The organism is Prosthecobacter vanneervenii (assembly GCF_014203095.1).
Classification (GTDB): Bacteria; Verrucomicrobiota; Verrucomicrobiia; order Verrucomicrobiales; family Verrucomicrobiaceae; genus Prosthecobacter; species Prosthecobacter vanneervenii.
This window is the reverse complement of sequence record NZ_JACHIG010000002.1, coordinates 687,390-700,336: the sequence shown is the minus strand read 5'-3', so window position 1 is coordinate 700,336 and position 12,947 is coordinate 687,390. Positions and strand designations below refer to the sequence as shown.

Below are 12,947 nucleotides of genomic sequence, written 5' to 3'. Positions count from 1 at the left end.
ACACCCCTCACTCCTATGAAAATGCACCCCTTCTGCCAGGGCAATCACCTTGATCTGCGTTCCGGTGTCAGCCGTCGTGACTTCCTCTACGTCGGCATGGTCGGTGGCCTCGGCCTTACCCTGCCTGATATGATGCGTCTGCAGGCGGCGTCGGTGATGCCCGAAGTGGAGACATTCAAGCCCATCGCGGACTCCATCATTCACATCTATCTGCCGGGCGGCATGGCCCAGCACGAGTCCTGGGATCCCAAGCCCTTTGCCTCCCCGGACTACCGCGGCCCCTTCACCCCCATCAAAACCTCCATTCCCGGAGAGTATGTGGGAGAGAAGTTTGCCAACATCGCCAAGATCATGAACAAGCTCACCGTCATCCGCTCCATGACGCACGGTGAGGCCGCCCATGAGCGTGGCACCCACAACATGTTCACCGGCTACCGCCCCAGCCCGGCCATCAAGTTCCCCAGCTTCGGCTCCATCATCTCCCATGAGCAGGGCAGCCGCAACAACCTGCCTCCCTACGTCGTGGTGCCAAACATGGTCGCTCCTGACCAGGGCACCGGCTACATGAGCAGCGCCTTCGGCCCCTTCGCTCTCGGCAGCGATCCCGCAGACAAGGGCTTTACCGTCCGCGACCTCCTCACGCCGAAAGACGTGGACGAAAAGCGTTTTGACCGCCGCCGCAACCTCCTGGGTGCCGTGGACGAGCACTTCAAGGCCGTCGAAAAAGCCGACTCCATCAGCGCCATGGACAGCTTCTACCAGTCCGCCTACGGCCTGATCAGCAGCGCCAAAGCCCGCGAAGCCTTCGATCTCACCAAGGAATCCGACAAGCTGCGCGACGAATACGGCCGCAACACCGCCGGTCAGCGCTTCCTGCTGGCCCGCCGCTTGGTGGAAGCCGGCGTCCGCATGGTCTCCGTGAACTACGGCAGCTGGGACCACCACTCCAACATCAAGAGCGCTTTCGAAGGCCAGGCTGTCAATTTTGACCAGGCCTTTGCCCGCCTCATCACCGACCTCTCCGACCGCGGCATGCTCAAGCGCACGCTCGTCATGGTCAGCTCCGAATTCGGCCGCACGCCGAAGGTGAACGGAACCAACGGCCGTGACCACTGGCCTCGCGTCTTCTCCGTCGCCCTCGCCGGTGGTGGTGTGAAAGAAGGCTACATCCACGGTGCCTCCGATCCTCTCGGTGGCGAGCCCGACCGCGACGCTGTGGGTCCGGAAGATCTGGCCAAGACCATGTATCGCCTCCTCGGCATCAATGGCGAGAAGCGCATCATGGCCGACGGCGTTCGTCCCATCGACATCGTCAACGGTGGCCGCATCCTCACCGAAGTCATGGCGTAATCAGACGTCACTCACAGAAATCATTCAGAAAACCCGGATCGCAAGATCCGGGTTTTTTGTTGAGCCATGCGCTTCACACAGGCACCAGCAAAGGGGTCCGCACAGTCCTCTGTGCGGCACGCCATCCCCCTGATTCACGAGCCACTTAGCGCAGCACAGAAACCTGTGCGCACCACCATCAAGCCAGCATCCCCAATCCCGCTCACAAAGACAGATGCCCCAGCGCCAGCAGGCCGTAGTACGTGTACTCACAGTCCAGCATGTCATCGGTCCAGTTGCCATGAAAACCGCCCGTGGCGTCCCAGAGTGAATCGACAAAATCCAGGCACGGCTCCTTCAGGCGCGTGAAATCCGCCTGTACGGCATCCAGCGCATGCAGCGCCACTGCAGTGGAGAGCAGGTCGGGCAGCGGTGCCGCAGGCAGGGCCAGAAAGCCACCGGCTGGCAGGCACTGGCGCATCAGCCAGTCCACGGCCTCTGGAGGCGGCGGCATGTCCATGTGGCGGTGCAGCGCCACCATCGCCGCTGTGGCCGTGGTGGAGCCCACAGGAATGCCGGGCTCATTTGACCACGCACCATCTGGCGTGCGCAGGCCACCCATGCACTCCGCCAGCCGCCAGGGCTCGGGCGGCATGCCACCGAGATCCTGATACGCGCCCCAGGCCAGCAGGCAGCCATACGCACTGCCTTTGGCACGCTTAGGTGCCTGGTGGTAGCCGCCATCCGGACAGCGATAAGCCTCAATGCGTGCAGCCAAAGCTTCGCGTGCGGCGGCAGGGAAGTCATCCATGCCTGCATTCGCCCAGCAGCGTGCCAGGCAGCAGAGATGCACAAAGTCCTGCCCGGCACCATCGCCAAAGGGCTTCAACCAAGGCCGTATGTCTGGCAGCGTGGTTGCATCGACGGAGAGCGCCTGTAATCCCTCCAGACCAAACACCGTGTAATACAGGTCCGGTTTCTCATTGCGGTCCAGAAAGCCGCCCTCGGCGGAAAAGCGTGAGCGCAGAAAGCGCTCCACCAGTTCTGCGGACTCACCCAGCACCTTCGGGGCCAGTCGCGCTACCTGCAGCATTTCAAGACGGAAAGACATGCCATGCGCCTTACCCGGAGCCTGCAATACTGCCAGAAGAAACTCACATTTCCTGCTTGAGTATTTCTCAGCATGGTCAAGACTGCTTGCCCGGTCAACCCGACTCCTTTGCTCACGTGGCGGAATTGGTAGACGCGCTAGATTCAGGTTCTAGTGAGTAACATCGTGGAGGTTCGAGTCCTCTCGTGAGCACCATCCAGCGGCCCTCAAGCCGCCAAGGGTGACCGGATCACCAGACAGCCACATGCAAGACGCAGGATTTGTGAGGCAGGCATTTGCGGGAATCGCATCGCGGTATGTGCTGGCCAATCATGTGCTCAGCCTGGGCATCGACTGCCTCTGGCGCCGCACCACCGCACGCCGCATCGCCGAGCTCAATCCCCAGCGTGTCCTGGACCTCGCCACCGGCAGCGGAGATCTGGCTCAGGCCATCCAGTCTGCCTGCCCGCAGGCGCGCGTGCTTGGGGCGGACTTTTCCGTGCCCATGATGCGGGAGGCGCAGGCGCGGAACTTTAACCAGCTCGTGGCCGCAGACGGCATGGCGCTGCCATTTCAGGACGGCGTCTTTGACGTGCTCACCGTGGCCTTCGGCCTTCGCAACATGGCCTCCTGGCCTCGGGCGCTGCAGGAGATGAGCCGCGTTCTCCGGCCCGGCGGGCGTCTCTTCGTGCTGGATTTCTCCATCCCATGCGTGCCCGGCATCCGGCAGCTCTATCTTTTCTACCTCAAGCAGATCATGCCGCGCATCGCTGGCTGGATCACCGGCAAACGGGACGCCTACGTCTATCTCTGCGGCTCCATCGAGCGCTTCCCCTCCGGCCGCGACATGGAGAAGCTCATCACCGAAAACGGTTTTTCACACGCCTCTTCACGCCAGCTCACCTTTGGCATCGCATCGCTCTATGAGGCGGTGAAGTAAGGAGGCGCGGCTTTAAAAGTTAGACTGCCAGCCAGGAGCTGTCAAAAAGCGCCTTCCTTCAGGTCCTGAAGCGCGTGGCCAAGGTGTGCGGTCACATCGCTCGCGCCCAGAGATTCGGCAGCACTGTGGTACAAGGTCAGGTGGCGCTCGGCCGCTCTGCCGCAGAGCCAGGCCCCCAGCCCGGCCGTTTGGTGCAGAGGCACATGCTGTGCAGCAAAGGCGGCGCACACACCAGTCAGCACATCCCCCATGCCACCGCTGGCCATGCCTGGATGGCCGGTGCTGTTGAAAAGCGTGGTCTCTCGATGCGTGCCGATCACGGTGCGTGTGCCTTTCAGCAGCAGCGTCAGGCCCGGAGAGCGGGAGATATAGGACTCCACCAGCAGGCGGCGGCTCATGCCGTTCCAGCTCGGATAATGGCGCAGCAGACGGGCCATCTCACCGGGGTGCGGTGTCATTAGGCGCGGCAGTTTGGCCGCCTCATTCATCACTTCAGGATGACGTGAGATCATGGTCAGTGCGTCGGCATCCACGATCACAGGCAGGTCCAGACGGCTCAGGATTTCGAGGATCTGCGGCTCATGCGCAAACCCCAGCCCCGGACCAATGGCCAGAGCATCAAAGTCCATGTCCAGTGCCTCGCGGTAATCTTTCACAGGCTGCACCATGACCTCCGCCGGCAGACGTGCGGCGATCAGCGGATACACCTCCTCCCTGACGATCAGGGTCACCAGTCCTGCACCTGCGCGGATGGCTCCTCGGCAGCAGAGCTCCGCAGCACCCAGAAAGCCCGGAGACCCGGCCAGGATGCCCACGCGTCCGGCATCTCCCTTATGCATGTCATTGGCACGGCGCGGCAGCCAGGAGCGCAGCAGTCGAGGGGTCAGCACGGCGGCCTGCGCATCGCCTTGTACGCTGGAAAGTTCCCGCAGCGGCACCAGCGCTATCCGGCCCACATGCTGGTCGGCGCCATCGGCCAGCAGGCCCGCTTTGATCTGCGCTACCACGGCGGTGATGTCTGCCACGACGGCGTTTTCACAGGCTTTGCCCCGGTCACCATTGAGGCCGGAGGGGATGTCCATCGCAATCGTCACCGCATGGCGCAGGCTGCGCAGCGCATTCATTTCACGGGCCAGCAGCTCCAGTTCCAGCTTCATTGGCCCCTGGGCGCCGATGCCGAGCAGTCCGTCGAGACTTACGATGGGGCCGGGCGGGAAATCGAATTCGATGGCGTCCTCGATGATTCGCACATGTCCGCTAAGCGCCTGCAGATGTCGGCGCGGCAGCTCCTTCATGGCAGCAGGCTCGCAGCAGAGCCGCGCATGCACCTTCCAGCCATCTGTCAGCAGCTCGCGTGCGGCCACCAGCGCATCGCCAGCATTGTTGCCCTTGCCAAGAAAGAGTACCAAGGAGCCGGTGCGCGGGGCAAACTGCCGCACCACGGCCGCTATGCCACGCCCGGCTTCATCCATCAGTTCGGCGGCGCTGATGCCGCGGGCAAAGGCGGCCTCCTCGCACTGCTGCATTTGCTGGCAGGTGGTGATCATGGGCTTTCAGCGGCTTCCATCAGCAGCGCCTTGAGCTGGCGTGCCGAGGCTAAAGTGTCTGCGGGCGATTGGGTGGCGGGGATGGACAGCACTCGCGTGCCCTGCGCCTTCGTGCTCAATGCTTCGGAGATTCGCTCGATCTCAGCCACCTCGGGGCCTCCGAGCACCAGCAGATGCATCAGGCGCTCGCCATCATCACGCATTGCTTCCTGCATGCGTTTCCACGCATCGGCATTGTCCGGAATGAAGGCAAAGCGCAGCGTGCGGAAAACCTCCACACCCGTGATCTCGTGCGCCACGCTCAGCACTTCAGCGGCCGCCAGCGCCGTGCTTTCCACTCGCGCTGCATCTCCCTTGTAAGGCACCAGCGCCAGCACGATCTCGCGCGGGCGTGACTTTCCAGTCAGCTCCGCATCGATCAGCGAGAGATCCTTGCCAAAGCGCAGACGTCTCACCGTGTAGCCCATGTTTTCCGCACCCATGGTGGACTCCAGATAGCCGGGAATGCTCAGATCACGGTCCGCCTTGGCCAGCTCCGTTCGGATGATGCCCGCATGGCGCTCCACGCCTTCCTGGCTGATCGGCTTGCGCAGGGCCATGGCATACTTAAACGAACGGTCCGCCGCCCGGTCCTTCTTCCACTGCCAGATTCCAAACGAGGCAATGCCAAGAAAAATGGTGCCGATCGGCAGCATCATCAGCGCAAAGCGAATCCAGCGTCCAGGATCAGCAGGGGTCGGTTCAGGGTCAGCCATGCGGGTAGGGTTAGCCGGGAAAGTGAAATGACAAAACCAGAATGTTGAATGACGCATGAATCCAGACGGCATCACTGGCTCGTCATCTCACTCGGCCGGCAGCTGGGCCAGCAGCTCCGCCACCGTCTTGCTCTGCCCCGGCAGCACCAGCTCCGGCCGGATGTCCGCCAGCGGCTCCAAAACAAACCGCCGCAGGTGCATGCGCGGATGCGGCAGCGTCAGCACGGGATCATCGCTCACCACATCATCCGCGTAGAGCATGTCCAGATCCAGCGTGCGCGGCGAGTTCCTCTCCCGCTGCTCCGGCCGCCCCAGCGCCTGCTCGATGGCCTTGAGCTGCGCATGCATCTCCTGCGGTGTGCATTCCGCCTTCACTTCGATCACCGTGTTCAAAAACGCCTGCGTCCCCGGCGCACAGTCCACCGGCTCCGTTTCATACACCCGCGCGCTGCCTGTGAGAACAAGGCCAGGCACCCGCGCCATCAGCAGATCAATGCCACGCTGAAGATTGCCGGCGCGATCACCGAGATTGGAGCCGAGAGCGATGCCGAAGTTCATGGTTTGCAGTTGTTGGTCATGGTTTGCAGTTGCTTGGAAACCATTGCAAACAACGGCAAACGACTGCCAACCATCGCAAACTCTTACTTCAGCCCCAGCACATCCTGCATGTCATACAGGCCCGCAGGCTTGTCGGCCAGCCACACGGCGGCACGGACGGAGCCATTGGCAAAGGTGTCGCGGCTGCTGGCCTTGTGGGTCAGTTCCACGCGCTCGCCCACGTTGGCAAAGATCACGGTATGATCTCCCACCACGTCGCCGCCACGGATGGCGTGCACGCCGATCTCTTTCGGAGTGCGTGCGCCCACATCGCCAAAGCGGCCGTGCTTGCAGTCGTTGTCGTATTCCAGGCCGCGCACATCAGCGAGGATCTCGACCAGCGTGCGTGCGGTGCCGCTGGGGGAATCCTTCTTGAGGCGGTGATGCATCTCCACCACTTCAAGGTCAAAGGCGGGGCCCAGCAGCTCGGCGGCCTTGCGGGTCAGCCAGAAAAGCGTGTTCACGCCGATGCTGTAATTCGAGGCAAACACGACCGGCAGCGTCTTGGCGGCTTCGCGGATGCGGGCCAGTTCCTCATTCGTGTGGCCCGTGGTGCCGATCACAAGGCTCTTCTTCTGCTTCAGGCACTCATCCAGTAGTTCGTTGGTAAACAGGTGGGAGGAGAAGTCGATCACGATGTCGGCTTTCTCCAGCGCAGGTACAAGGGCGTCGCCCACATCCACGGTGGATGCGACGGCGACGTTCTGAGATTCTGCGGCGCGGATGATGGCCTGGCCCATGCGGCCTTTGCTGCCAGTGATGAGAAGTTTGATGTCGGACATGACGGGCCGTGTTGATAAACGGGAGAGGGCTTTCGGGAAAGCGGAAAGTGAGCACCCGCCCCAGCCGGCCTCACGCCTGCGCCGCCACGCTATGCAGCGGATCCCCCAGCAGCATCTCGTCAAAGCTCGCATTCGGCGAGCGCTCCGCCGGCGGCCAGAAGACATGGCTGCGGATGCGCTGCACCGCTTCAGCCGCGCAGGTGATGGCGGCTTCGAGAAAGCTTTCGTCAAAGCCCTCCCAGGGCAGAATCTTGGTGTCCTGGATCCCTTTGGGCAGCGCAAAGTACGCCACCTCCCGCACATCCATCCCGCGCTGTTTCAGCGCCGCCGCGTAGAGCGGCAGCTGCAGGTCCAGCCACAGCGCGCGGCGTCCGTCCGGCAGGTCAAAGCACTTCCACTCGTCCTCCTCTTTCAGCCGCGTGCGCGCGGTGATGATCTTAAAGTGCGCCTCCTCCGGCGTGCGGGCTTTGTCGGAGCTTTTGAAATCCACGATGCGCAGCGCCCCGCTCACATGCTTCTCCACGCGGTCAATCCGCCCGCTCAGCCGTGCATCGGCGATGACGAAAGGATTCTCGTCCTCTTCCTTGCCGATCTGCAGCTCCGCATGCACACACTGCCACCCTTGCTGCCGGTTGGTGGCCTCAATCTCCGCAGCCTTGCGCAGGCGTTGCAGAATGCTCTCCAGCTGCAGCGTGATCAGCGGCGCAGGGCGTGCGCCATACACCTCGCGCACGCGGTCACGCGCAGCAGCTTCCAGAAACTCCGCGATGCGCGCTGGGTGCGTGCTGTCGTGCATCGCAGTGTCCAGATGCAGCCGGTGAAAAGCATGGTGGATCAGGTTGCCAAACTCCGCCGCATCCAGCTCGCGCTTCCCAGTTTCCACCGCATGCATGCGTTTGGCGCTGCTGAGATAGTAGCGAAAGGGGCAGGCCAGATACTCCCGTAGGCGCGAGGGCGAGATGCTCTCCAGCGGCGGCGCGGTCCAGTCCGGCTGCAGCTTCCACGCCAGCGTGCGCGGCGGCTCGGGCGCGCTGGCCTGCTCCTCCTCCTGGGGAAAGAGGTGCGCCACGCGCTGCGGCAGCGCTTGATCATCGCACAGAAAAAGCAGGCGCGAGGGGCGCAGCGCATCGCCGTCCTTGCTCCACTGGCCGCACAGCAGTTGCAGGCTGCCGCGTGTGCCATGCCGCTGATGCGCCAGCGCCGCCAGCAGAAAGGCATCTCGCGCAAAGCGCGTGCTCTGGCACGGCAGCCCCAGCGCACGGCGCAGGCTGTCCGGCAGAAAGGGGTGGCTGATAAAGATGCCCGGCACATGCTCCTCGTTCAGCCCCGCCACGATCAGGTTGGGCGCTTTCTCCCACAGCAGCTCCAGCCAGCCCTGCAGCACCAGGTCGATGTCTCCACGCGGCTCGGACAGCCGGCTCTGCGACAGGCATTCCAGCGACAGCGCAAAAGTCTCCCCCGCCTTGGGCTTGAGCTGAAATCGGCGCGCCTCGTTCTCCAGCTCCTCCGTGATCCGCAGCCACTCCGTGGCCAGCTCCGTTCGCTCGCGGTCACCCGGCGCTTCGGGGTTGAATTCCTTCTCACCCAGCAGCTTTAAAATCAGCGTGCGTGCCGCCTGCGTGGGCGGCAGGCGCCGCAGCGCATCCACCAGCTCCTGCGTGTTTTGCAGCGCCTGCTCCAGCTCCAGGTATTCATCCAGAGGCAGCTCCAGCGCGTGATCCACCGTCACCGGCAGATGCGTTTCTGCAAAGTCATCCGCCTGTCGCAGCAGCGCCGTGGTGCTGGGATTGCCCGGCACGATGGCCGTGCGAAATTCCTCCACCCGCAGCAGCGCCGCAAAGGCGCGCCACGCCCCTGTGGATAGCAGCTCGCGAAAGCACTCCAGCACATGCCACAGCCCCTCATGCTGCACGGGCGTGCCGCCGGGCTCAAAGCTCCGCGCCTGCTCCAGCGTCAGTTTTTCCAGCATCAGGCTGCCCACCTCCGCATCGCACACGCCCACAGCGGTTCGGCCTGTGGGAATCAGCCCGCGCATCAGGTCCAGCACCCGCGTCGCCTGCATCGCAGGATCCCGCGTCACATGGATCTGCTCGTGCTGGATCGGCAGGCTGTTCTTCACATCTTCACCCCAGTATTCCGGCAGCGCTCGGCCGCAGGCGTCAAAGGCATGCGCCAGCGACGGCGGCGCATGGATGCCTATCAGCACCTCCAGCCCGCGTGCAGCACAGGCGGAAACCCACGCATCCAGCAGCGGCGGCAGGTCAGGGGAGGCCAGTACAATGATGCGCCTCACCTCCTCCGGCAGCACCGGTTCGCGCGCATGGCGGCTCTTCAGCACCTGCGCATCGGCCACTCCGGCCTGCGCCAGTTCCGCAAAGTAGGCGCGCTCCAGCTTGGCCAGGTCCTGCCAGCGCGCAGCATCACGCTGCGCAGCAGGATGCACAGCCGTAGCCGCAAAGGTCAGCCCTCCTGTGCCCAGCAGCATCTTCAGCTCCGCCAGCATGCGCGCAGTCTCCGTCTGCCAGCCCCAGCCGGGATTCAGCGGCGGGCGTGGAAAGAGCGCCCCCAGAGCCTCCATCGGCACCTGCTCCAGCGCACGCTGCCACGCCAGCTGGGTTTGCAGCTGCGTCGCCGCCTCAAAGCGCCGGCTCTGCGGCAGCAGCGCCTGCTCCGGCAGCCACAGGTGCGGCACGATCGCCGCAGTCCCCGTGGCATCCGTGGCCAGTGCCAGCGACTCTCGCAGACGGCGCCCCGCCTCGCCATTCGGCACCAGCAGCAGCGTGTCGCTCAGGTCCAGCGCACGCCTGCTGTCCCACCCGCGCGTCAGCAGCGCCACGGCCTGCTCCAGCACAGGGGCCTCCCAGCCCCAGAAGAGCCGCTGTACCCCACGGCTCATGCAGTGGCTTCGAGTGTTTTCAAAATGTCCGCCACGATCTCCTCCGGCGTCTGATCGATCGACACCCGCAGCACATCAGGCGTCGGGTCCAGTGTCGCCAGCTGGCTGTCCAGCAGCGCTGGCGGCATAAAGTGCCCTTTGCGCGCCCCGATCCTCTCCGCGATCAGCTCCTTTGTGCCGTCCAGCAGCACAAACTCCAGCGTGCCCTCCGCATCATGCGCGCGCAACTTGTCGCGGTAGATGGGCTTCAGCGCCGAGCATGCCAGCACATAATACGGCGTCAGGTGGCGCATGTCCTCGATGCGCTGCCGCAGCACCGCATACCACGGCCAGCGGTCATCATCATTCAGCGGCGTGCCAGACGACATCTTGGCTTTGTTCGCAGGCGGGTGGAAATCGTCTCCGTCTTCAAAGACGCCTTCCAGCTTCTCCGCCAGCAGGCTGCCGACCACGGACTTGCCGCTGCCAGACACGCCCATGACGACGATGGTTTTGAGTTCTGAGGGGAGCATGATGAAAAAAGGTGGGCGAAGATGAGCAGGAAGGGAAGCCTGGCATCTGGCAATGCGCACTTTTTTCGACGGCATGAAAAGAGACACGCACTCCCCCAAGCTCCCTTCGGTGAAACTTGACCATGCGCCATGCCACGCTGAGGATGCGAACCGAACCCATGAAATTCCCTGCTGCTCTGACTGCTCTTCTGGTGCTCGGCACCGCCTTTGCCATCGCCGACGACAAGCCCGTCGCCGCCAAACCTGAGGCAGGCAGGGAAATCGTCCTCTTCAATGGCAAGTCCCTCGACGACTGGGAGATGGTCGATGTCGGCGGCAGCGGCCAGGTCGAGCTCGAGGGCGGCCTCATGCTCATCAATCAAGGCGAAAACATCAGCGGCGCTGTTTACAAAAAAGCGGCCGCGCTGCCGATGATCAACTACGAGATCACCCTCGAGGCCAAGCGCATGCAGGGCGTGGACTTCTTTGTCGGCCTCACCTTTCCCGTCGGAGATGTGAAACACTGCGCCACCCTCGTCTGCGGCGGCTGGGGCGGCAGCGTCACCGGCATCTCCAGCATCGACGGCCTCGATGCCTCTGAAAACAACACCTCCAGCTACCAGCGTTACAACGACAATCAGTGGTACCCCATCAAGCTCCGCGTCACCGCCAAAAACCTCAGCGCCTGGGTCGGAGACAAGCAGGTCATCGATGAAGACATCGAGGGCAAAAAAATCAGCGTCCGTCCCGGCCCTGTCGAAAGCTACCTGCCGCTCTCCTTCACCACCTACAATACCATGGCGGCCATCCGCAATGTGAAGCTCACCACCATCGCGGAGCCAAAGTAATCCGCGATGCCGCGACTCAAGCCCCTGATCTCTCTGCTGGCCGTCCTCTGCGGCGGGGCGCTGTGCTCCTGCCACTCCGTCCTGCGCGTGCAGCTCCCCCGTGTGGAGACCAAGCTCAGCTCACGCGAAAAGCGCCACCTCGCCACCCTGCTCGACTCCGTCGCTGAGGGCTGGGATGGCGAGCAGTTCAGTCTCGCGCACAGCAGAGGCAAAGCCGCAGCACGCGGCGATAAGGCATTTGCAGACTTTTTAGAGGAATGGAATGCAAAACAATGCCCTCGCTACTGGCAGAGCGGCACCGTGTTTGCTTCCCGGCATGGATCCTATGAGGTTGAGCTGGCCACGCAGACCAATCCTCATGAAGAGGTGTCGCCTACGCAGATCGACCAGCTCATCAAGGCCTCCCGTGTGAAGTCGCATGGAGACGACACTCTCGCGGAGCGCGGCGGCCTCGGTGTGCCCATGGTCGGACACATCTTCCGCACCAATGCCACGCGCAAAGACCTGCCCTTTCTGCCGCCCAACGGTGGCAACCTCACGCTGACGGCCATCATGGAAATGGCCGAGGACGACCACGATCCCGCCACCCCGCGCCGCTGTCGCCTGCGACTCATCAATGCGTTGAATGTGGACACCGTAAAGCTGGCCTCTGCTGAGAAGCAGCTGGCGGCCAACTTCACCGCAGCGAAAGATCGCGCGCTTTCCAAAAAATCCCTCGGCCTCTTCTCCTGGCTGGGACTGTTTTACCCCGAACGCACGCTGGGAGACTGCCACCTCTATTGCATGGACGTGTATGACCCGAAGCGCATCCCGGTGGTCTTTGTGCACGGCCTCATGTCTGACCCACACATCTGGCTCAATGCGGTCAATGCCATCTCCTCAGACCCCGAGCTGCGCGCACGCTACCAGCCCTGGTACTTTCTCTACCCCACCGGCATGGCCGTGCCGCAGACCTCAGCCCGCCTCAGAGCCTCTCTCCAGCAGGCGCGTGACTACTTCGATCCTGATCACAACGATCCTGGTATGAGCCAGATGGTGCTGGTGGGTCACAGCATGGGCGGCCTGCTCAGCCGCATGCAGGCCATCGATCCCCAGGACAAGATGTGGAACGCCATGTTCAGCAAGCCGCCGGAAAAACTCAACGTCACCGAGCCCGTGCGCGAGCGGCTCATGACCACGCTCAAATTCAAGCCTCAGCCGGAGGTGAAGCGCGCCATTTTCATCACCACGCCGCACCGTGGCAGCAATATCGCCAGCATGAATATCGTGCGCCGTCTCGCCTCCCTCATCCGCCTGCCGGTGGACACCCTCATCATGTCCGAGCAGCTCCTCACGGGGAATACCGACGCGCTCAATCCCCAGATCCGCGACTGGGGCTTCTTTGCCTTCCTAAGCCTGGGCACGCTCTCCAACGATCATCCGTTTTACCAGGGGCTCAATTCCGTCCCCATCCGCGTGCCCTACCACTCCATCATCGGTCGCATCGGCAAGGCACCGCTGCAGGAAAGTTCCGACGGCGCTGTGCCTTACTGGAGCGCCCATCTCGACGGTGCCAGATCCGAAAAAATCGTCCCCTTCTGGCACGGCTGCACCGAGCGCCCTGAAGTGGTGGAGGAAGTCGTCAGAGTCCTCAAGGAGCACCTGCGGGAAGGGAAGAAGTGATGAGTGCGGA

The 12,947-nt window shown here is 63.1% G+C and carries 11 protein-coding genes and 1 tRNA gene; 5 read left to right on the top strand and 7 right to left on the bottom strand.

Annotation, left to right across the window (positions count from 1 at the left end; all coding sequences use genetic code 11):
- Positions 1 to 15: 15 nt before the first annotated feature.
- Positions 16 to 1,350 (top strand): DUF1501 domain-containing protein, encoded by a 1,335-nt coding sequence (locus tag HNQ65_RS07920; RefSeq protein WP_184338956.1) that lies wholly within the window; start codon positions 16 to 18, stop codon positions 1,348 to 1,350.
- A gap of 202 nt (positions 1,351 to 1,552) precedes the next feature.
- Here the strand turns inward: HNQ65_RS07920 and HNQ65_RS07915 are convergent, their stop codons facing one another.
- On the bottom strand, positions 1,553 to 2,440 hold the full coding sequence (locus HNQ65_RS07915; protein WP_184338955.1) for a prenyltransferase/squalene oxidase repeat-containing protein: 888 nt from the start codon (positions 2,438 to 2,440) through the stop codon (positions 1,553 to 1,555).
- Positions 2,441 to 2,550: 110 nt separating this feature from the next.
- Here HNQ65_RS07915 and HNQ65_RS07910 point away from each other — a divergent pair.
- Both HNQ65_RS07910 and HNQ65_RS07905 read left to right on the top strand, forming a co-directional pair.
- Positions 2,551 to 2,635: transfer RNA gene (locus tag HNQ65_RS07910), tRNA-Leu, on the top strand.
- 49 nt (positions 2,636 to 2,684) lie between these two features.
- Positions 2,685 to 3,359, top strand: a complete 675-nt coding sequence (locus HNQ65_RS07905; RefSeq protein ID WP_184338954.1) for a ubiquinone/menaquinone biosynthesis methyltransferase — start codon at positions 2,685 to 2,687, stop codon at positions 3,357 to 3,359.
- A 41-nt stretch (positions 3,360 to 3,400) separates the two neighbouring features.
- On the opposite strand, the gene HNQ65_RS07900 is transcribed toward HNQ65_RS07905, so the two are convergent.
- From HNQ65_RS07900 to HNQ65_RS07875, 6 genes are all read right to left on the bottom strand, one after another.
- Positions 3,401 to 4,906, bottom strand: coding sequence for an NAD(P)H-hydrate dehydratase (locus HNQ65_RS07900; protein ID WP_184338953.1), 1,506 nt, complete (start codon positions 4,904 to 4,906; stop codon positions 3,401 to 3,403).
- The gene (locus HNQ65_RS07895; RefSeq protein ID WP_184338952.1) at positions 4,903 to 5,661 is read right to left on the bottom strand and encodes a hypothetical protein; all 759 of its coding nucleotides are present in this window, start codon (positions 5,659 to 5,661) and stop codon (positions 4,903 to 4,905) included. Before HNQ65_RS07895 ends, HNQ65_RS07900 begins: the two co-directional genes overlap by 4 nt.
- 87 nt (positions 5,662 to 5,748) lie before the next feature.
- Positions 5,749 to 6,219 carry a 2-amino-4-hydroxy-6-hydroxymethyldihydropteridine diphosphokinase gene (gene folK, locus HNQ65_RS07890; RefSeq protein ID WP_184338951.1) on the bottom strand — a complete coding sequence of 157 codons (471 nt, stop codon included), beginning with the start codon at positions 6,217 to 6,219 and terminating at the stop codon, positions 5,749 to 5,751.
- Between the two features lie 83 nt (positions 6,220 to 6,302).
- Positions 6,303 to 7,040: a 4-hydroxy-tetrahydrodipicolinate reductase gene (gene dapB / locus HNQ65_RS07885; RefSeq protein ID WP_184338950.1), complete on the bottom strand. Its 738-nt coding sequence runs from the start codon at positions 7,038 to 7,040 to the stop codon at positions 6,303 to 6,305.
- A 70-nt stretch (positions 7,041 to 7,110) separates the two neighbouring features.
- Positions 7,111 to 9,936 carry a PD-(D/E)XK nuclease family protein gene (locus HNQ65_RS07880; RefSeq protein ID WP_184338949.1) on the bottom strand — a complete coding sequence of 942 codons (2,826 nt, stop codon included), beginning with the start codon at positions 9,934 to 9,936 and terminating at the stop codon, positions 7,111 to 7,113.
- Positions 9,933 to 10,448 carry a gluconokinase gene (locus tag HNQ65_RS07875; RefSeq protein WP_221306077.1) on the bottom strand — a complete coding sequence of 172 codons (516 nt, stop codon included), beginning with the start codon at positions 10,446 to 10,448 and terminating at the stop codon, positions 9,933 to 9,935. Before HNQ65_RS07875 ends, HNQ65_RS07880 begins: the two co-directional genes overlap by 4 nt.
- 158 nt (positions 10,449 to 10,606) lie before the next feature.
- Between HNQ65_RS07875 and HNQ65_RS07870 the strand changes: the two genes are divergently transcribed.
- Together HNQ65_RS07870 and HNQ65_RS07865 are read left to right on the top strand one after the other, a co-directional pair.
- Positions 10,607 to 11,275, top strand: coding sequence for a family 16 glycoside hydrolase (locus tag HNQ65_RS07870; RefSeq protein ID WP_184338948.1), 669 nt, complete (start codon positions 10,607 to 10,609; stop codon positions 11,273 to 11,275).
- A 6-nt stretch (positions 11,276 to 11,281) separates the two neighbouring features.
- Complete coding sequence (locus HNQ65_RS07865) at positions 11,282 to 12,937, top strand: esterase/lipase family protein (protein WP_184338947.1); 1,656 nt, start codon at positions 11,282 to 11,284, stop codon at positions 12,935 to 12,937.
- Positions 12,938 to 12,947 lie beyond the last annotated feature (10 nt).